Origin of the sequence: Tsuneonella suprasediminis, from assembly GCF_003605755.1 — a bacterium.
Lineage (GTDB): Bacteria > Pseudomonadota > Alphaproteobacteria > Sphingomonadales > Sphingomonadaceae > Tsuneonella > Tsuneonella suprasediminis.
Genome location: NZ_RAHJ01000020.1, coordinates 1 through 19645 on the forward strand (window position 1 = coordinate 1; position 19645 = coordinate 19645).

20 protein-coding genes are annotated in these 19645 nt (G+C 62.8%); 4 read left to right on the top strand and 16 right to left on the bottom strand.

What is annotated here, in order from left to right:
- Positions 1 to 62 precede the first annotated feature (62 nt).
- Positions 63 to 872: a site-specific integrase gene (locus D6858_RS11980; protein ID WP_165859702.1), complete on the bottom strand. Its 810-nt coding sequence runs from the start codon at positions 870 to 872 to the stop codon at positions 63 to 65.
- On the opposite strand from D6858_RS11980, the gene D6858_RS11985 reads away from it, so the two are divergent.
- Genes D6858_RS11985 through D6858_RS11995 form a run of 3 tightly spaced genes read left to right on the top strand, consistent with a single transcriptional unit; the run spans position 871 to position 2366 of the window.
- The gene (locus tag D6858_RS11985; RefSeq protein WP_120111239.1) at positions 871 to 1092 is read left to right on the top strand and encodes a nuclear transport factor 2 family protein; all 222 of its coding nucleotides are present in this window, start codon (positions 871 to 873) and stop codon (positions 1090 to 1092) included. The genes D6858_RS11980 and D6858_RS11985 overlap by 2 nt on opposite strands.
- Positions 1049 to 2026 carry a PepSY-associated TM helix domain-containing protein gene (locus D6858_RS11990; protein ID WP_240623841.1) on the top strand — a complete coding sequence of 326 codons (978 nt, stop codon included), beginning with the start codon at positions 1049 to 1051 and terminating at the stop codon, positions 2024 to 2026. The genes D6858_RS11985 and D6858_RS11990 overlap by 44 nt, the downstream gene beginning before the upstream one ends.
- Positions 2027 to 2045: 19 nt before the next feature.
- Positions 2046 to 2366, top strand: a complete 321-nt coding sequence (locus D6858_RS11995; protein WP_120110796.1) for a DUF3325 family protein — start codon at positions 2046 to 2048, stop codon at positions 2364 to 2366.
- A 103-nt stretch (positions 2367 to 2469) separates the two neighbouring features.
- On the opposite strand, the gene lpdA is transcribed toward D6858_RS11995, so the two are convergent.
- From lpdA to D6858_RS12020, 5 genes are all read right to left on the bottom strand, one after another.
- Positions 2470 to 3882, bottom strand: a complete 1413-nt coding sequence (gene lpdA / locus D6858_RS12000) for a dihydrolipoyl dehydrogenase (RefSeq protein ID WP_120110798.1) — start codon at positions 3880 to 3882, stop codon at positions 2470 to 2472.
- A gap of 281 nt (positions 3883 to 4163) precedes the next feature.
- Positions 4164 to 4505: an endonuclease domain-containing protein gene (locus tag D6858_RS12005; RefSeq protein ID WP_120110801.1), complete on the bottom strand. Its 342-nt coding sequence runs from the start codon at positions 4503 to 4505 to the stop codon at positions 4164 to 4166.
- Positions 4506 to 4669: 164 nt separating this feature from the next.
- A complete protein-coding gene (locus D6858_RS12010) occupies positions 4670 to 5050 on the bottom strand; it encodes an acyl-CoA thioesterase (protein WP_120110805.1) in 381 nt (126 codons plus the stop codon).
- Entirely contained in the window at positions 5047 to 5598 is a 552-nt protein-coding gene (locus D6858_RS12015) for a hypothetical protein (RefSeq protein WP_120110808.1), read from the bottom strand. Before D6858_RS12015 ends, D6858_RS12010 begins: the two co-directional genes overlap by 4 nt.
- A complete protein-coding gene (locus D6858_RS12020) occupies positions 5595 to 6905 on the bottom strand; it encodes a pyruvate dehydrogenase complex dihydrolipoamide acetyltransferase (protein ID WP_120110810.1) in 1311 nt (436 codons plus the stop codon). The genes D6858_RS12015 and D6858_RS12020 overlap by 4 nt, the downstream gene beginning before the upstream one ends.
- A 131-nt stretch (positions 6906 to 7036) precedes the next feature.
- Here D6858_RS12020 and D6858_RS12025 point away from each other — a divergent pair, with 131 nt between their 5' ends.
- Entirely contained in the window at positions 7037 to 7489 is a 453-nt protein-coding gene (locus tag D6858_RS12025; RefSeq protein WP_120110813.1) for a universal stress protein, read from the top strand.
- A 242-nt stretch (positions 7490 to 7731) separates the two neighbouring features.
- Here the strand turns inward: D6858_RS12025 and rnr are convergent, their stop codons facing one another.
- The 10 genes from rnr to radA all read right to left on the bottom strand — a co-directional run bounded on the left by rnr (position 7732) and on the right by radA (position 19597).
- Positions 7732 to 10056, bottom strand: coding sequence for a ribonuclease R (gene rnr / locus D6858_RS12030; protein ID WP_420823834.1), 2325 nt, complete (start codon positions 10054 to 10056; stop codon positions 7732 to 7734).
- A 21-nt stretch (positions 10057 to 10077) separates the two neighbouring features.
- Positions 10078 to 11454: a M28 family peptidase gene (locus tag D6858_RS12035; protein ID WP_120110818.1), complete on the bottom strand. Its 1377-nt coding sequence runs from the start codon at positions 11452 to 11454 to the stop codon at positions 10078 to 10080.
- Between the two features lie 38 nt (positions 11455 to 11492).
- Positions 11493 to 12074, bottom strand: a complete 582-nt coding sequence (locus D6858_RS12040) for a DUF805 domain-containing protein (RefSeq protein ID WP_120110820.1) — start codon at positions 12072 to 12074, stop codon at positions 11493 to 11495.
- Between the two features lie 63 nt (positions 12075 to 12137).
- Positions 12138 to 13682 carry an aminoacyl--tRNA ligase-related protein gene (locus D6858_RS12045; protein WP_120110822.1) on the bottom strand — a complete coding sequence of 515 codons (1545 nt, stop codon included), beginning with the start codon at positions 13680 to 13682 and terminating at the stop codon, positions 12138 to 12140.
- Positions 13683 to 13781: 99 nt separating this feature from the next.
- Complete coding sequence (gene phaR, locus D6858_RS12050; RefSeq protein WP_120110825.1) at positions 13782 to 14345, bottom strand: polyhydroxyalkanoate synthesis repressor PhaR; 564 nt, start codon at positions 14343 to 14345, stop codon at positions 13782 to 13784.
- 107 nt (positions 14346 to 14452) lie between these two features.
- Entirely contained in the window at positions 14453 to 15493 is a 1041-nt protein-coding gene (alr, locus tag D6858_RS12055) for an alanine racemase (protein ID WP_120110828.1), read from the bottom strand.
- Positions 15490 to 17199 (bottom strand): MFS transporter, encoded by a 1710-nt coding sequence (locus D6858_RS12060; protein ID WP_120110831.1) that lies wholly within the window; start codon positions 17197 to 17199, stop codon positions 15490 to 15492. The genes alr and D6858_RS12060 overlap by 4 nt, the downstream gene beginning before the upstream one ends.
- A gap of 37 nt (positions 17200 to 17236) precedes the next feature.
- Complete coding sequence (locus D6858_RS12065; RefSeq protein WP_205664940.1) at positions 17237 to 17677, bottom strand: iron-sulfur cluster assembly scaffold protein; 441 nt, start codon at positions 17675 to 17677, stop codon at positions 17237 to 17239.
- Complete coding sequence (locus tag D6858_RS12070) at positions 17674 to 18213, bottom strand: CvpA family protein (protein ID WP_120110834.1); 540 nt, start codon at positions 18211 to 18213, stop codon at positions 17674 to 17676. The genes D6858_RS12065 and D6858_RS12070 overlap by 4 nt, the downstream gene beginning before the upstream one ends.
- Positions 18214 to 18235: 22 nt before the next feature.
- Positions 18236 to 19597 (bottom strand): DNA repair protein RadA, encoded by a 1362-nt coding sequence (gene radA, locus D6858_RS12075; protein ID WP_120111243.1) that lies wholly within the window; start codon positions 19595 to 19597, stop codon positions 18236 to 18238.
- Between the last annotated feature and the right edge of the window lie 48 nt (positions 19598 to 19645).

Sequence of the window (19645 nt, forward strand, 5' to 3'; positions counted from 1 at the left end):
CTCTTAATCAGCGGGTCCTAGGTTCGAGCCCTAGTGCGTCCACCATTTTTCTTCCTTGACAATCAAGAGTTTACGTCGAGGCCGGCGACAAGCTTGAGCCGCGGGCGGCTCTCACTGTGACCATTTTTGTGACCTGAGCTTTCCAGCTTTTCCGGGCAGTTAGACTTTTTCGTGTCTGTGACCGGATTAATCAGCGGGTCTGTGCCCGGTACAATCAGCTGGTCGGCATAAGGCTGGAGATGCTTCACCGACATGTGCGCATAACGCCGCACCATCGATTCCGATTTCCATCCCCCCAGTTCCTGAAGCACCCAGGTGGGCACGTCATTCTGCCGGAGCCAGGTCGCCCAGGTGTGCCGCAGATCGTGCCAGCGAAAATCCTCGATCCCGCAGGCCTTCAATGCCGCACGCCAGGTCCGCGTATTCGCATTGGCAAGGCGCTTGCCCCGAAATGTGAACACATGAACCGGATGCTTGCCCTTCTGCCGCCGTAATACGCCAAGAGCCGCCTCGTTCAGGGGCACGCCGAGCGCCTCCCCGTTCTTGGTCTCGCCATATCCGATCGTGACGATGCGCCGGGTCATATCGACCTGATCCCATCGCAGATGGAGTATGTTGCCCTGACGCAGGCCGGTCGACAATGCGAACAGCACCACCTCGCGCTGGTGTTCAGGAAGCCGACCCATGAGCTCGGCGGCCTGATCGTGGGTGAGAAACCGCACCCTGACCCGGCCACTGCGCGCATAGGTCTTGAACGCCGGCACATGCGCGATCCATTGGCGAGCTTGAGCATCGCGGCTCTCCTTGTCTAGCGAGCGCCTGCCCATGGCCGCAGCACGATGTCCTTGTGGACAATCACGCGCAGCCGCCATGGAGATGTTCGCGGCGAACTGGATTGCCAACTGGAACGCGCGCGATCTCGACGCCATTCTGGCGCACTTTGCCGAAGACGCGCGCTTCATCAGCCCATTGGCCGCGGAACTGACGGGATCTCCCATCATCGAAGGCAAGGCCAGTTTGCGCGCCTATCTTTTCGGACTTTTTCACTCTGCGCTGGGGCAAGGGGCAGCGCAGCTGGCTCGACGCGCATAATGTGACGGCTGTTGTGGCTCTGCCCTATCACGCGATGATCACCTATACCGGGCTGATCACGCTGGCTGTGATGTACATGCCTTGGCCAATTCTCGCGAACTACGGACAGTCGGCCGCCTTCGAGGAGGATGCCTATGGCGCTCTGCCAACCAGCGAAGCCTCAGGCCGCCCCATAGTGCTCGCGCCGATTGACCCGATGGTTGACGCCGCTACCCGGCAATGGGCGGGCACCCCGCCCCGTACTCTTGTCATTCGCCACCCCTGTGACGCTGCCGCAACCGTCATGCTGACACGCGCCCGGACCAACCGGCTCAATGCCCTTGGGACATCCATAACCTATTCCGGCGCGAGCGGAGACAAGCTGTCGCAATCGCCCTCGCCCGGAGCCGCAGCCACGACAGCCGGGGTTTTGCTGGGGCTTCATCTGGGCGCATTTGCCGACCCGCTCATGCGATGGACGTTCTTCGTTCTGGGCCTGACCGGAAGTGCCATGGTCGCCACCGGCCTGTCTCTCTGGACAGTCAAACGTAGTAGCCGGTCCAGCTGGGGTCTGTGGCTTGTCGAGCGGCTGAATATCGGCGCTGTCGCGTGCCTCCCCGCCGGCATGGCGGCCTACCTTCTCGCGAACCGTCTGATCCCGACGGAGATACCGAACCGGGCAGGTCTGGAGGTCGACACAATGTTCTGGGTCTGGTTCGGGCTGGCAATAGCCACGCTTGCGAGGCCCGTGCGCCGAGCGTGGATCGAGACCCTTGCTATTGCCGCGTTCCTGTTCGCAGCGGCGCCGCTTGTCAGCATTGTGATGACGGACAGAGGACTGATCCAGAGTTTGTCCAGCGGGGATTGGTTGTTCGCCTCGTTCGATTGCGCGCTGCTTGCCATCGCCGGGCTCCTCAGCTTTACGGCCTGGCGTATTTGGCGTTCGTCTGAGTGACCCACGGAGAGAGCATCAGATGACGCTTGAAGCCGGACTGATCGGATATTGCGCATTGACGCTGTTGGCATTGTCCATGCCGAAGCATCGTCGGCCCTTGGGCCTTGCCCACCTGCCTTCCGAAAGGATGGCTCGTTGGTCGGGTTGGCTGGTGTTGGGAGTATCCGCCATCATCGCATGGCACGGCCTCGGCTTTGCCTTGGGAAGCACTTTGGCTGGGGCAGATCTGCCTGTCTGCCCTTGCGCTGACCTTGCTCATGTCATGGAAACCACAGCGATCATTTCAGTTAGCTGGGGTGACAGTCGCAACTGGCATTATTGCATTGGTATACTAAAATAACTGAAACCGCCCTCTCTCCCCAGATTTTGCGCGGCAGGTGGCGCAGCGGCGGGGCGCCCTGCCGCCACTTCGCCGCCACCACCCCGCCGCCCCACGCAGGTGGTCAGATGTGCAGCGCACGTCCGTATGCGGCCAGTACGCTTTCGTGCATCGATTCGCTGATCGTCGGGTGCGGGAAGATGGTCTGCATCAGTTCCGCTTCGGTCGTTTCCAGCGTCTTGCCAACGACATAGCCCTGGATCATCTCAGTCACTTCCGCGCCCACCATATGCGCGCCCAGCAGTTCGCCGGTCTTCGCATCGAACACCGTCTTGGTGAAGCCCTCGGCTTCACCCAGCGCGATGGCCTTGCCGTTGCCGATGAACGGGAACATGCCGACTTTGACCTGATACCCCGCCTCTTTCGCCTTTGCTTCGGTCATGCCGACGCTGGCGATCTGCGGGTGGCAATAGGTGCAGCCGGGGATGTTGTTCCGGTCGAGCGGGTGCGGGTGGACATCCTTGTTGCCCAGTTCCTTCGCAATCGCTTCGGCGGTGGTCACCCCTTCGTGGCTGGCCTTGTGCGCCAGCCAGGGGCCGGGCGTGCAATCGCCAATAGCCCACAGGCCCTTTGACTTCGTGCGACCATAGGGATCGATCTGGATGAACCCGCGGTCAAGTTCGACCAGCTTCTCCAGCCCGACATTCTCGGTATTGGGCACGATGCCGATGGCGACGATCACGTGGCTGAACTCGCCATCCACGACCTTGCCATCCTTGCCCTTGATCTTCGCTTTCACTCCGGCCTTGCCCACGTCGAGCGCTTCGACACCGGCGCCGGTCATCACCTTGATGCCTTGCTTGGTCAGGCTCTTTTCGAGGAAAGCGGACACGTCGGCATCTTCCACCGGCACGATCCGGTCGAGCATTTCAACGACTGTCACTTCCGCGCCCATATCGTTGTAGAAGCTGGCGAATTCGATGCCGATCGCCCCACTGCCGATCACCAGCAGCTTGCCCGGCATTTCCTTCGGCGTCATCGCGTGGCGGTAGGTCCACACCCGCTCGCCATCGGCCTTGGCAAACGGCAGATCGCGCGCACGGGCACCGGTGGCGACGATCACGTGTTTGGCGGTCAGCTTTTCTTCGCCCTTATCGCTCTTCACGGTCAGGCTGGTGGGGCCAGTCAGAGTGCCTTCGCCCATGTGGACGGTAATCTTGTTCTTCTTCATCAGGTGGGTCACACCCTGATTGAGCTGTTTGGCAACCCCGCGCGAACGCTTCACCACGGCCTCCAGATCTGCCTCGATCGCACCGGCGATCTTCAGGCCATAGTCCTTGGCGTGCTGGGCATAGTGGAGGATCTCCGCCGAACGCAGCAGCGCCTTGGTCGGGATGCAGCCCCAGTTGAGGCAGATACCGCCGAGGTTTTCCCGCTCCACAATCGCCGTTTTCAGCCCCAGTTGCGCGCAGCGGATCGCCGCGACATAGCCGCCGGGGCCGGAGCCGAGCACGATCACGTCATATTGGTCAGCCATTCAATTCCTGCCTGTTTCCTGATTTCGACGCATCGAAAGCAACACATCCGGGTGACGCTCGATGCATTTTTGAAAAGTGTGACTTTTGCCCGCCCCTATCCGTAAATCGCCCGTTTTGGAGCGCGCGAGTGTGGACTTTGCCGGGCCGCGATCCGCCGCCAGGTGTGACTTTTGCCAAGCCGCCCTGCACGTCTTGCCCGCCCTGTCGGAAGCCGCCGAAAGAAGTGCCGTTGTCCGCATCGCGGGCAGAATGCCACCGCCAGCGGGCTGTAGGAAAGCGATCATGGCGCACCGCCTGCCGCATCATGGCCGTGAGCGCCGGAGACTTCGAGCGCGACAAGAATGGCGGCCGCAACTCCATCAGCATTCGTAAGCACATCGTTGTTCCAGAAGCGTATTACGCGGAAACCCTGCATTTCCAGCCAGGCATCGCGCGTCATATCGTCAGCATTTTCGGCGTGCTGGCTGCCATCGACCTCGACAATCAATCGCGCCTGAAAACATACAAAATCAACGATATAGTCGCCGATCTGCTCCTGCCGTCTGAATTTCCATCCAGCTATGCGTTTGCCGCGCAGCATCGACCATAAACGCCGCTCTGCATCGGTTGGCGCTCGCCGCATACGTTTCGCCAGAGGGAGAAGGTCTCGCCTTCCCCCTCTCCTTCCCACACGCTGATGCGTGCGGGCCCCTTCCTCTCCCGCAAGGGGAGAGGAGGTTGGTCCATCTTTAAGCCCTTCTCCCCTTGCGGGAGAGGGGTTGGGGAGAGGGGGATGCAGCGCCTCGGTCACAGCGCCGCTTCGCCCACCGCCCGGGGGCGGTTGTTGTCATCGAGCAGCACGAATTTGAATGTCCCGCTGCACACTTTGGTGGTCGCTTCGCCATTGCGTTCGCGGGCGATGCCTTCGGCGGCTATCGTCAGCGAAGTATTCCCGGTGGCGACGATATCGCAATAGATGCTCAGTTCATCCCCCACCGCCATCGCGCCGGGAAACGCGAAATCGGTGGCGGACACGACCACGGCCTTGCCCTTCCCCACCCGGCTCGCCAGCGCGCCTGCGCCCAATGCCATCTGGCTCATCAGCCAGCCGCCGAACACCCCGTCATACGGGTTGGTATCGGTCGGCATCGCCGTGACGCGGATGAGGGGATCGCGTATCTCGCTCATGAAGCGCGCCGCAATTCCAGCGTTACACCGTCGAACCAGCGCACAGTCAGGTTATCGTCGCCTTCGAGCTGCAAGGTCGGCTCTCCATCCGCATCGGGCGGACCGAACCGCTGACCGTCGGCGCAAGTCAGCTCGACCCCGCCTGCGCTGCCGCTCTCGCGCGGCGCGGGATTAGCGCAGGCGGAAATAAATGACGAATAGGCAGCAGGATCGCCAGCGATCGCAGAGCCGCTCCATTTGGCCGAATTGCGGCCGATGCTCAGCCATAGCCCTTTCAGCGCTGCCAGTTGTGCATCGCCATACGCCTGCACTCTGCCCGATGGATCGGTCAGGCGAGCCTGCGTGACTTGCCACTGGCCGTAAATCGCCGCCTGAACCGGCTCTCCCGCGGCAAGCGTTGCCGTGTCGGCGGGTGTCGCAACGGGCGCGGTCGATGCCGGGGCAGCGGAGGCATTATCGCCCGCTGCCGCATTGTCGGCAGTCGTGTTATCGGCACAGGCGGCAATCAGCAGCGCGCCCGCCACCACTGCCGCTGTCCGATAGATCATGCCACCAGCCCCAGCGGCGCCTCGCACAATTCCTTGAACACTTTCATCAGATCGGCCCCATCTGCGCCATCGATGGCGCGGTGGTCGAAGCTGCCCGTGGCGCTCATCACAGTGGCCACACCCAGTGCATCGTCGATCACCCACGGGCGTTTTTCCCCGGCGCCAACAGCCAGAATCATGCCCTGCGGCGGATTGATGACAGCATCGAACTGCTTGATGCCGAACATGCCAAGGTTCGAAAGGCTGGCGGTGCCGCCCTGATATTCGTGCGGCTGCAGCTTCCCGTCGCGCGCCTTGCCCGCCAGTTCCTTCATCTCTGTGCTGATCGCGCTGATCGATTTGGCACCGGCATCGGTGACGATAGGCGTAATCAGCCCGCTGGGCGCAGCGACTGCGACCGAGATATCGGCGCGGCTGAATTTCCGCAGTTCGTCACCCGCGAAGCTGACATTGCATTTCGGCACCTGCACCAGCGCCCTGGCCAGCGCCTTGATCAGCAAGTCGTTGACCGACAGCTTCACCCCTTGCGGTTCGAGCGCGGCGTTGAGTTCGCCGCGCAGCTTGAGCAGCGCATCGAGCCGGACATCGACCGTTAGATAGATATGCGGGATCGTCTGCTTCGCTTCGGTCAGGCGGCGCGCGATAACCTTGCGGACATTGTTGAGCTTTTCGGCTTCGTAAGGAATGCCGAAATCGGGCACCGATGCAGCGGTCGCGGTCGGTGCGGGAGCCGATGCGGCGGCTTGCGAGGGCGCACTCGCTGCATCTGCCTTAGCCGCGGTGCCGGGGCTGGCCGCTTCCACGTCCGCCTTCACGATACGGCCGTTGGGGCCGGAGCCGGTGACAGCGGACAGGTCGATACCCTTCTGTTCCGCGATGCGTTTGGCGAGCGGCGAGGCGATAATGCGATCGCCATCGGCCTTGGGCGCGGTACGCGCGGCGGGAACCGCAGCTTCGCCCTGTGTCGCGGAGGCCGATTCGGATTTCTTCGGCGCTTCCTTCGCTGGAGCGGCGGCTGCTTCTTCCTTCGGGGCGGCAGAGGCGGCGACTTCGCCTGCATCCTCGCCATCGCCTGCCAGCAGGGCGATCACTGTGCCGACCTTAACGCCTTCACTGCCTTCGGGAATTTCGATCTTTGCAATCGTACCTTCGTCAACCGCTTCGAATTCCATCGTCGCCTTGTCGGTTTCGATTTCGGCCATGATATCGCCAGCGGAAACGGTGTCGCCTTCTTTCACCAGCCATTTGGCGAGCGTGCCTTCCTCCATCGTGGGGGAAAGGGCGGGCATCTTGATCGGCGTCGGCATAGGGATTGGCAGTCCTTCGCTTTGGTATGCGGTTTACGTTACGTCGCTTTGGCCCAACGCGCCGTTTGGGGCAAGGTTCTTGCCCTGAATACGATTTCGGCAGATACCTGCACGCCAGAGAAGGAGCATCGATGCGCGTATATCTCGTTATCATGGACGAAACGCCCGAAGCGGAAAAGGCGCTGCGTTTTGCCTCGCGCCGGGCGATGAAGACGGGCGGCAGTGTCCACATTCTGGCAATCGTGCCGCGGGAAAACTTCAATGCGTTCGGCGGCGTTCAGGCCACTATCGAACAGGAAGCGATTGACCGCGCCGAAGTGATCGCCAACAGCGCGGCAGGCAGTATCTTTGCCGAAAGCGGCAAGATGCCCACGATCCTCGTCCGCAGCGGCGATCCGCAGAAAGTGATCCGCAAATATCTGGAAGAACACCCGGAGGTGGCCGCGCTGGTGCTGGGCACCGCGGCGGAAGGCGGGCCGGGGCCGCTGGTCAGCTATTTCAGCGGCCATGCGGGCGCCCTGCCCTGCCCGGTCTATCTGGTGCCGGGCATCTTCACGGAAGAGGATATCGACCGGCTGGCGTAGCGGGTTCGGGCGAATGGGCGGCGGTGGGCGGCCGACGAGAGGCGCGTCGCTGCGCCCCTCACAATGACGAGGGCTAGAGGATACCGGACCCCACTCCCCAACCTCGTCATTGCGAACGCAGTGAAGCAATCCATCGTGTGACGGTCCCGCCATTTACACCGGTTGCGATAAACCCAACGGCGTGCCCTGGATTGCCGCGCCACTCCGCTCCTCGAAATGACGAAGGTGAGAGCGAGAGCCCGTTACCGCTTGCGCCCCTGATGGCGGATATTCTTCGGCCGCCCGGGCTGCCCCTGCATATGTTTGCCGCGCGGTTTCCCCGCTCGTTTCGGATCGGGTCGCCCGCCACGCGGTTCGATGCGGCCTTCGCTGTCGGGCAGTTCGAACTTTAGCGCCCCGGTCAGCGCGTTGGCCTCTGCCAGACGCAGTTTCAGCTTGTCCCCCGGCGCGTATTTCGTTCCGCTGTCGCCGCCGGTCAGCGTCTGCGATGCCTCGTCATAGGCGAAGTATTCGCCGCCGAGCGTGGATACAGGCACCAGCCCGTCGCCCCCCAGCCCGACAATCGTAGCGAAGAAGCCGAAGCCCTGTACCCCGGTGATCCGGGTATCGAACACCTCGCCCACCCGACCTGACAGCCACGCGGCGACATAGCGGTCGATCGTCTCCCGCTCCGCCTCCATCGCGCGGCGTTCGGCCTGACTGATCGCATCGGACACTTTCGACAGATTTTCCCGGTCGCGGTCCGACAGGCCAGAGGTCGGCGGCAGCACCCCCTTGGGTGCGGGCTGTTCCAGATGGAACGCATCGACCAGCGCACGGTGCACCAGCAAGTCCGCATAACGGCGGATCGGTGAGGTGAAATGCGCGTAAGAGCCGAGCGCCAATCCGAAATGCCCAGCATTGGCAGGACCATAGTACGCCTGCGTCTGGCTGCGGAGCACCGCCTCCATCACTTGCGCTTTCTCGTTGTCGTCCCCCACGTCTTTCAACATGCGGTTGAACAGGCTGGGGGTGATGACTTGCCCCAGCGCAAGATTGTGGCCGAACGTCTTCATATAATCGCGCAGAGCGATCAGCTTCTCCCGGCTGGGCGGTTCGTGAATGCGATAGACCACTGGCGCGGTCTTGCTTTCCAGCGCCTTGGCCGCCGCGACATTGGCCGCGATCATGAAATCTTCGACTACCCGGTGCGCGTCGAGCCGTTCGCGCATAACAATTTCCGCGATCTTGCCCGCTTCGTCGAGCACCACACGCCGTTCGGGCAGGTCGAGATCGAGCGGATCGCGCGCCGTCCGCGCATCGGCCAGCAGTTTCCACGCGCCCCACAGGTTTGCCAGCCATTCGGGGGCCTCGCCCGCGTCGATGTTCGCCTGTGCATCTTCGTAAGCGATATTGTGCGCGATGCGGACCACCGCGCGGGTAAAGCGCCACTTGGTCACTTTGCCTTGCGGCGAAATGCGGATGTGGCACGCCATCGCGGCGCGATCTTCCCCCTCTTTCAAAGAGCAGACATCGGCGCTGAGCACTTCGGGCAGCATCGGCACCACCCGGTCGGGGAAATAGACCGAGTTGCCCCGCTTGCGCGCTTCGCGGTCGAGCTTGCTGCCGGGGCGGACATAGAAGCTGACATCGGCAATAGCGATCACTGCGCGATAGCCGCCTTCGCCATCGGGTTCGGCCCAGATCGCATCGTCATGGTCGCGCGCGTCGGCGGGGTCGATGGCGACAATCGGCAGATCGCGCAAATCCTCGCGATTGTCGTGCGACAGTGGCAGCTTTGCCGCCAGTTCACCTTCGGCCAGAACATCTTCGGGAAAGATATGCGGGATGCCGTGCTTGGCGATGGCGATCAGGCTGAACGCTTTGGGCGCCAGCGGGTCGCCCAGCACTTCCACCACTTTCACCCCGGCGCGCGGAGAGCGCCCCGCCGGTTCGGCAATCACCAGTTGCCCGGCCTCCGCTCCGCCCAGATCGGCAATGGGAGACGAATTGCGCACCCGCTTGTCCACCGGGGCGAGCCAGCCTTTACCGCTCTTGTCGATTTCGACTACGCCCATCAGACCATCGGTGCGCGCGGGCAGCTTCTTCATCGGATGCGCGGTCCACCCGCGCCCGGTTTCCTCGGTGCGGGCAAGGATGCGGTCGCCCACTTTCAACGCGGCCTGCCGCACTTTCTTTCCCTTCGCCTCCACCACGCGCAGGCGCGGCGGCGGGCTGGCATCGTCGGGGCTCCACGTATCGGGGATCGCGAAAGCTTCGCCATCTTCGATTTCCAGCACCCGCAGCACAGTCACTTTGGGCACTCCGCCCATCCGGTGATAGGCGGTCTTCTTGCCGTCGATCAGCCCTTCTTCGGCCATATCTTTCAGCAGTTTCTTGAGTGCGATTTTCTCCTGTCCCTTCAGCCCGAACGCCTTGGCGATTTCACGCTTGCCCGCCGGGGTGGGCGAGGTCTGGATGAATTCGATCACTTGCGCGCGCGTGGGCATTCCCGGCTGAGGGCGGGAAGACGGGCGCGATTTAGGAGAGCTGGATTTCGGAGTGCTGGGTTTGGGAGTACGGGCCATTTCAGCCGCCTACGCCATTCGTTACTCCGCGTCATCCCCTGCCAGCGGGTGATACCCACCGCCGGGCACCGCGCTGGCGACCGGACTTTCGTTGCCATCGTCCGCGACGGAGCTGACACCGAAAATCCAGTCGTCGCCGCGCACCCCTTCCAGTTTCGCACTGGTGGCCACGACATTGGCGATGACCGGCTTTGCTTCCCAAGCGGGCTGATCGGACCGGCGGCGCCATATCGAATAGGCTGCCGCACCCGGCACAGCATCCCACTTTATTGTAGTGAAAGTCTGCACAGCGGCCTTCGCCACCGGGCTGGGCGGCATTGGGGCGCGGGCAAGCCGGTCGAGAGCGCGCACGTTCAGCCGGGTGACATTAGCGAGATAGGGGAAATCCATCGCATCGATCGTGTCGCCGTAAACGGTGCCATTTTCTGTTCGCAGATCCTGATGCTGCCTGTCGTAATTCTCGACCGAGACGGAGAACCGGACCGCGGGGAATCCGTGTTCGAGGAACGGAATTTGATCGCCGCCCCGCCCCATGCGGTCTGTGCGCCAGACCTGCCGCACTGCAAAGCCATCGCCATCGCTCGCCGCCAGATCGGCCAGCCAGCGCGAGATATTGCGGCTGGGGCTGTCGTTCTCGCCCCCGTCGCGCCGCTGTGCCGCGCGCGCCCTGTCATCCAGATCGGCGCGCGGCCCTTCGGAAAAAACCCGGACATGCGCCGAATCGCAGAACCCATCGGACCCGCACGAATTGCCCACGATGTCGTTGTTGAGCACGGCCTTGACCGTCCACCCCTGCTTCGCGGCGTAATCGGCCAGCAGCTTGCCGCCCAGCAGCCCCTGCTCTTCCCCCGACAGCAGAGCATAGACGATAGTGGTGGGATATCTGTGCCGCGACAGCACTCGCGCCGCCTCCAGCGCCAGCGCGGTGCCGCTGCCATCGTCGTTTGCGCCGGGGGCATCGCTGATAAAGTCCATCACGTCGGACACCCGGCTATCGATATGCCCCTGAACGATTACCACTTCGTTGGGCCGTTCGCTACCGCGCTGGATAGCAATCACATCACGCAGCCGGGTCGGTTCAGGCACGCGCGGTCCCTGCACTGTGGTTTCAGGCATCACCACAGTCAGGCAACCACCGCAGGCTTTCGAATAGCGTTCGAACTCAGCCGCGCCCCAGTTGAGTGCCGCACCGATCCCGCGCCGGGGATCGGTTTGCGATGACAGCGTGTGGCGCGTGCCGAAGCTGACCAGCGTTTCTACGGTGGAGCGCAGTTGCTGTTCCGACACCTGCGCCTCAGGCTCCGCCCCCGCCGATGCCACATCCTGCGCGGCCAGCGGCCCGGCGGTGAAACAGGAGGCGATCAGCGCGGCAGACGCGGTCCAGCGAGTTGTTTTCATAGAGGACTTGTCGCGCAAGACCCCACCGCTGGCAAGGGTCAGGCTGCGGGCGGTTCGCCCCAGCGGTTGGTTTCGGGCTGCGACTTACGCACCCCGAAGCCGATCAGCAGAACCAGCGGCATCCAGCCAAGCAGGCTTTGCAAGGCACCCGATTGCGGCGTCTGTTCCAGCGCATCTGCCGATGACGCAGTCACCGCCTGCGTCATTGCCGCGACGGTTTCGGGAATACTGGTCACTGCAATCACGGCACTGGCCAGCAGGCAGCCCAGCGGCAACAATACAAACCAGCCCGACAGGCCGGTGTCGTGCAAACGACGGACAAATGCCGCGCCGAGCAGGATCGCGTTCAGCGCGCTGATTGCGACCGAACTCCACACCAACATGCCCACTTGCCCCGACATACCTTGCGCGACCGCCGCTTCGATTGCGGCCTGATCGCCTCCCGGCCCGGTCTGAATTGCCGCATCGACAGCAGTCATCGCCATTGGGATGCTGATCACGATCGTCGCAACGATATTCAGTACGGCCACCGCCAGCACCCAATACCAGAACGGCGGCCGCGCCTGTCGCCCCCCAAAATCGCTCAGATGCGACAGGTTATACTTGATCGCTTCCAACATCGTTTATTCCCCCTCAAACGACCCGATTATAGTTCTTTATAATTCACTATAGCGAACTATAATTCAATATGCGCGCGCCACCAGCACCCGCTCTGTCGCCGGCTCGCCTGTAAAGATGCAGGTGCCGTTTGCGGGCGGCGCATCGATAGGGACATTGCGGAATGTCAGCTTGAGCGTCTTGAGCCGTTCGACCACGGCGTCCAGCGCGGCCCCGGTCGGTTTCGACCATTGCACTTCGACCCAGCCGGGGTTCTTCTGACCCTCGGCAAAGTGCGCGGCGACTTCGTCCATCGTGCTCACGCCGCGGGTAATGTTGGCATCGCGCCGCGCGGCAGCTTCGGAATAGAGCACCTGCTGAATCTCTGCCAGCAGGTCTGCCGCCCCGGCGATGAAGTCTTCCCGCTGCGGGTAAGTAAAGGCGCTTTTGCCGGTTTCCATGTTCCAGATCGCATCGCGACGCAGCACAGCGAGCTTGCCGCCTTCCATGTCGCGTGAGCCGACCTCGATAATCACCGGCGCGCCCTTGCGCACCCAGTCCCAACGTTTCGCCGCTGCCTTGCCCGGACGCTTGTCGAGCAGCACGCGCACCGGCTCGCCCAATGCCGACAGCCCGGCCAGCGCGGCGCGCACTTCCTCGCAATAGGCCAGCAGCGGCTCGTCCTCAGGCTTGTCGCGCAGCATCGGCAGGATCACGATCTGGTGCGGCGCGATTTTGGGCGGCACGCGCAGGCCATCGTCGTCACCATGCGTCATGATGACACCGCCGACGAGCCGCGTGGAAACGCCCCAGCTGGTGGTGTGGCACAAAGCCTCTTTGCCTTCGCGGTCCTGATACTTGATACCCGCAGCATCGGCAAAATTGGTGCCGAGATAATGGCTGGTGCCCGCCTGCAGCGCCTTGCCATCCTGCATCATCGCCTCGATCGACCATGTCTCGACCGCACCGGGGAACCGCTCGTTCTCAGGCTTCTCACCGGCGACCACCGGCATGGCGAGATCATCCTCTACACAGGCGCGATACATCTCCAGCGCGCGGAGCGTTTCGGCCCGCGCATCCTCGCGGTTCTCGTGCGCGGTATGTCCCTCCTGCCACAGGAACTCGCTGGTACGCAGGAACATGCGGGTACGCATCTCCCAGCGCACGACATTGGCCCACTGGTTGGTGAGCAGCGGCAGATCGCGCCAGCTCTGGATCCAGCGCGCCATCGCATCGCCGATAATCGTTTCGGAAGTGGGGCGCACCACCAGCGGCTCTTCCAGCTTGGCAGCGGGATCGGGGATCAGGCCGCCCTTGCCGTCGGAAATCAGGCGATGGTGCGTGACCACCGCCATTTCCTTGGCAAAACCCTCGACATGCTCGGCCTCGCGGGTGAAGTTCGCCAGCGGGATGAAGATTGGGAAATAGCAGTTCTGCACCCCGGCGGCCTTGATCCGGTCGTCCATCAGGCGCTGAATCCGCTCCCAGATGCCGAATCCCCACGGCTTGATAACCATGCAGCCGCGCACACCGGATTCTTCCGCAAGGTCGGCGGCGGAGATAACCTCCTGATACCACTGAGCAAAATCATCGGACCGTTTGACCGACAGGGCATGGCGAATCTGGGACACTTGGCTGGTCTTTTCGTCTGTTTTCAGGAGGCGCCGCCCTAGCCGGGCGAAGGGGCATGGGTCCAGAGGCGAGTTGTGCGAACGCCCCGCCCCTGTCGATCAGTTGCCCAGCTGATCGAGCTTCTTTTGCATCGCCGCCATCTGAGCGCGCAGTTCGGACAGTTCGTCACCCGTCTTCGCTTCGCCCTCTTCAGCGGCGGGTTTGGCGGGCGCAGTCTTGGGGATGAACGCCTCGGTCGCGGCGCGCATCATCGCCATGTTGGTTTCGGCCAGCTTGGCCAGCGGGTTTTCGCCAGTCTTCTGCGCGAACGCTTCCTGAAACTTGGCCTGATTTTCGCTGAAATTGGCCATCATCGCTTCGAGGTAGCTGGGCATCATGGTCTGCATCGAATTGCCGTACATCGCGATCAGCTGGCGCAGGAAACTGACCGGCAATAACTGCTCGTTACGGTTCGATTCTTCTTCCATAATGATCTGCGTCAGAATCGAATGGGTAATGTCTTCGCCCGATTTGGCATCCAACACTTTGAAATCGATACCTTCACGCGTCATCTGCGAGAGATCGTCGAGAGTGATATAGCTGGAAGACGCCGTGTTATAGAGCCGCCGGTTGGCGTATTTCTTGATGACGACCATTCCATCGTCGCTGCTGTTTTTGGTCATGCGCGACTCACTCTCCTGCTCTCGTCCAAACCTCTTATTAGCATTTGCAGCATGTGCAGCGCAACAAATGCTGCACGCTGTTGTGCGCGGCAAAGTGTTGGAAACATTCAGCGCTGGAAACGACGGCCGAGCGTGGTGAGCAGCTCGTATTGCGTCAGGCCGGTCGCCTGCGACGCTTGCGGCAGGTCATACGGCACAGCAACCCAATCCCCCGCGCGGACATCGGGCGCGGCGGTCAGATCGACCACGATCATATCCATCGATACTTTGCCCAGCATCGGCAGTTTGGCATCGCTATGCCGCAGCACCGCGCGCCCGCCCCAGCAGCGCAGAAACCCGTCAGCATAACCGAGCGAGACGACACCGACCCGCATCGCCCTGTCGGCCACGAATGCGTGGTTGTACCCCACACCTTCGCCCGCCGCGATCTCGCGGGTCTGCAACACTTCCGCTTCGGGATAGGCAACCGGGCGGATCGCATCGACCAATGCCGGATGCGGCACCCCGCCATAGAGCGCAAGGCCAGGCCGCGTCAGGTCGAACGCATAGTCGCTGCCCAGCGCGATCCCGGCGCTGGCCGCGAGGCTCCGCCGTCTGGCCGGTGTCTGGTCACACGCGGCCCTGAACCGGGTGAGCTGCACTTCGTTAAACGCGCTATCCTCGTCCGCCTTGGCCAGATGCGAGAGCAATGTCTCTATCTCCAGCCCGGCCAGCGCCGGATCGCCCAGCGATGCCATAGACAGGCCGAGCCGGTTGATCCCGGTATCGACCATCACATCGCACGCCCCGCCACCGCTTTCGCGCCAGCGGGCGACCTGATCGATGCTGTTGAGCACCGGCCGGACCCCCGTGGCGCGGGCGAACGCGCAATCGGCATCGTTCATCGGCCCGTGCAGCACCGCGACCTGAGCAGACGGAACATGCGCGATCAGATCGGGCACTTCGCTCCAGTGCGCGACAAAGAAATCGCGCGCCCCCGCCGCCGCCAGCGCCGGCGCGACATGCGCCACGCCCAGACCATAGGCATCGGCCTTCACCGCTGCCCCTGCCTGCGCCGCGCCCGACAGCCGGTCGAGCGTGCGCCAGTTGGCGGCCAGAGCTTCTTTATCGAGACGCAGCCGCAAGGCAGGCGGCGGAAGTGGTATCACGGATTACTCGCAGAAACGGGCAGATCATGGTCCGACGACTCAAAGTCCGTCGGTGGCCCACCCCTGAGCCCCCACCACGCCACGATCAAGCCGAATGCGACGACTGCCCATGTGTACCACAGCCCGGCATAAGCATTGCCGGTGGTGGCCACGATATAACTGGCGATCAGCGGCAGAAACCCGCCGAGATAACCCGCCCCGATGTGATAGGGGATCGACATCGAGCTGTAGCGGATTTGCGGCGGGAACATTTCCGCCAGCAGGGCCGCCACCGATCCGTATGTCAGCGCAGACAGCATCCCCAGCCCGCAGATCAGCGCCACGATCCCGGCAAGCCGCGCGAATGGCGGAAACTGCGTCGAAAAATCGTAGCCGTTTTCTTCCAGCGCTTGCCTGACTGCCGCCTTGTGCGCGGCGGGATCGTTCCAGTCGATCTGCTTACTCCCGTCACCCAGCGGATAGAGCGTAAAACCAACCTGCATCGTCAGGTCGAGACGGCCTTGCGCCTGAGACGGATCGAACCCCGCCGGGGTGCCCACGATATCGTAAGGCACGCCCAGCGTTGTCAGATCCTGCAACAGTCGCCCGCATCGCGTGGTCTGAACATCCGCGAACGGATCGTAGCTGCAATCGGCACCCGATACGATCACCGGTGCCTCTTCCGCAGCTTTACTCAATCCCGGATTGGCCAGCGCGCCGATCCCCCAGAAAATCGGGAACAGCAGCACCAGCGACAGCGCAGCGCCGATAATTATCGGCTTCTTCCGGCCCACTTTATCGGACCATTTGCCGACCAGCAGGTAGAACCCCATCGAAATTGCCCCGGCGATCAGCATCACGATTTCGACGACCTGTTCATCCACCCGCATCGGCCCGCGCAGGAACGACAGGCCGGAAAAGAACGCGGTGTACCATATCGTCGTCAGCACCCCGGTGATGCCGAACAGCGCAACGAAAATCCGTTTCTTGTTGCCCGGATACGTGAAGCTTTCGACAAAGGGATTGCCTGCGGTTTCGCCCGCTTCCTTCATCGCGCGGAACACCGGGCTTTCGCTCAGTTTCAGGCGCATCCACAGCGAAATGCCCAGCAGGATCAGCGACAGCAGGAACGGTACACGCCAACCCCACGCTGCGAATTCCTCTGGCGGAATCGCCCAGCGGCAGACGATCACGACAATGATCGAAAGCACGAACCCGCCAACAACGCTCGCCTGAATGAAGCTGGTGTAATAGCCGCGTTTTTCCGGTGGCGCGTGTTCGGCCACATAGATCGCCGCACCGCCGTATTCGCCGCCCAGCGCCAGCCCTTGCAGTATACGGAACAGGATCACGATCGCCGGGGCGATCAGCCCGATCGTTTCCGCATTGGGCACCAGCCCGACCCCCGCGGTGGCGATCCCCATCAGCGTGACAGTGACCAGAAACGTATATTTGCGCCCCAGCCTGTCCCCCAGAAAGCCGAACAGGATCGCGCCCAGCGGGCGAAAGCCGAAGCCAACTGCAAACCCGGCCCATACCAGCAGCAATTGCAGCGTTTCGTTGCCAGACGGAAAAAACGCCTTGCCGATCAGCGCGGCCAAAGTCCCGTAAATGAAGAAATCATACCATTCGAACACTGTCCCCGCCGATGAAGCGGCGATAACCAGCCGAATTTCCTTGGCGCTCGGTTCGTGATCGTGAACGTTCGCTGTTGCGCTGTCGCTCATTTCCGTTGTGGCTCCCCCTCTGAAGCAGAGGGATGGTTTAGCTGCGGGCAGGAAGCTTGGAAAGCGCGTCGTGCGCGGCGATCCACGGCAACAGGATCGCGCCATGCCGCCCCGGATAGGCGCGGGCGGGCTCCAGAATGGCCAGTTCGGGCCAGTCGGGCAACGGCCCTTCGTCCGCCAGCCACCGTTCGAACTCCGCCAGAGTCGCGGCGATATGCGACGCATCGCTGCCGACCGCCGCACGCGCGAACAGGGCTGCCGATGCCTGCCCCACTGCGCACGCGGCCACGCGCAGGCCCAGCCGTTCGATCCGCCCCGCCGAATCGCAGGCCAGACCCACAGACAGTGTGCTGCCGCAGGTGCGCGAGCGCGCCTCGCCAGACAGCGGCAGATCGGTGAGCAGCGGATACCCCGCCAGCGATACCGCCAAAGCCAACAGATCAGGGGTATAGAGCGCCCCGCCGCCCCGCGCCGTCACTGCTCGCCAGCATTGGTTTGCAGGTCGGCATCGGTTGTGGCGAGCGCTTCACGCCGTTCGGAAATCAGTTTCACCAGAGCATCGGCGCTCGAATTCACCAATGGATAGGTGCGCGCCTGGGTGATCCAGTCGGGCCTGCCTGCCACGCCCCACACGGTATCGTAACCCAGCACCAGCAATGCAAAGGCGCATGTCACCACGATCCCGCCCTTGATCGCGCCGAAGCCAAATCCCAGCACCCGGTCGATCGGGCCGAGGAACGAAGAACGGCTCGATTCACCCATCCGGCCCGCGATCAGCTTCATCGCGGCATAAGGGATCAGCAACAGCAGCGCGAAAGCGAGCGTGGCCGCGCCGGTTGTAGTTTTAACATAGGGGAGGAGGAATTCGTACACCGGGGTGTGCAGAGTGTTGATCGCAACAATCGCCAGTCCCCACGATACCAGCGACAGAACTTCCTGCACGAAACCGCGCAGGAAACCTCCGACAGCCGCCACGCCGACGACGATGAGGACAATGATATCAAAACCGGTCATGCGATCGAAGTTCTGGTAAAGCTTATTCCATAACCCGGTCAACGAGGTTTGATAACTGCTTTATCCCCCGATACTTAAGCGCGGCTGAATCGGGTTCCACTTCGCCCGGTCCGCAGCCCAGCGAAAATCCCAGCTTGGCAGATTCGCGCAGCCGCAGCCCGGCATGGGCCACCGGCCGCACTTCGCCCGCCAGCGATACTTCGCCAAACCACACCGCCTGCCGCGCCAATGGCTTATCGGCCAGCGCCGATACCAGCGCAGCGGCAACCGCCAGATCCGCCGCCGGATCGGACAGACGATAGCCACCTGCCACGTTCAGATAGACTTCGGCAGAGCTGAAATTCAGCCCGCAGCGCGATTCGAGCACTGCTAGCAACATCGCCAGCCTGCCGCTATCCCACCCCACCACCGCACGGCGCGGAGTGGCGCCCGACTGCAACCGCACGATCAGCGCCTGAATTTCCACCAGCACGGGCCGCGTCCCTTCCAGCGCGGGGAACACCGCGCTGCCGGCCAGCGGCTCCTCCCGCCCGGACAGGAACAGCATCGACGGGTTGGCGACTTCTTCCAGCCCGTCGCCCGCCATCGCGAACACGCCGATTTCGTCCACTGCGCCAAAGCGGTTTTTGAGCGCGCGCAGGATACGATACTGATGGCTGCGCTCTCCTTCGAAGCTCATCACCACATCGACCATGTGTTCCAACACACGCGGCCCGGCAATCGTACCATCCTTGGTCACATGGCCGACCAGCACCAGCGCAACGCCGTTTTCCTTGGCATAACGGATCAGTTCGAACGCACAACCGCGCACCTGACTGACTGTGCCCGGCGCGCCTTCAATCGTGTCCGAATGCATCGTCTGGATCGAATCGATCACCAGTAGGGCGGGCGGTTCACCCTGCCCCAGCGTAGTGAGGATATCGCGCACCGAAGTCGCCGCCGCCAGCCGGATCGGCGCATCCGACAGGCCCAGCCGCGCAGCCCGCATCCGCACTTGCCCCGCGGCCTCTTCCCCGCTGACATAGACCGCTTGCGCGCCGCTGCGCGCGACAGTGGCGGCTGTTTGCAGCAGCAGCGTGGATTTGCCGATCCCCGGATCGCCGCCCATCAGCACCGCCGAACCCGGCACCAGCCCGCCACCCAGCGCGCGGTCGAATTCGGCCAGCCCGGTCGGTCGGCGCACCAATGGTTCGGACGGCGCATCGAGTGCTTCGAACACCACCGCCCGGCCGCCGCTCGACAGATCGTGCTTCTGCGAAAACACCGTCGCGGGCACGTCTTCCGCCAGTGTATTCCACTCGGCACAATCGGGGCACTGCCCCTGCCAGCGATGACTGACAGAGCCGCAGGCCTGACACACGTAGCGCTTTTTCACTTTCGCCATAGCGCGCGCATAAACAGAACATTTGTGGAACGCAATTGCCTTGGGCGC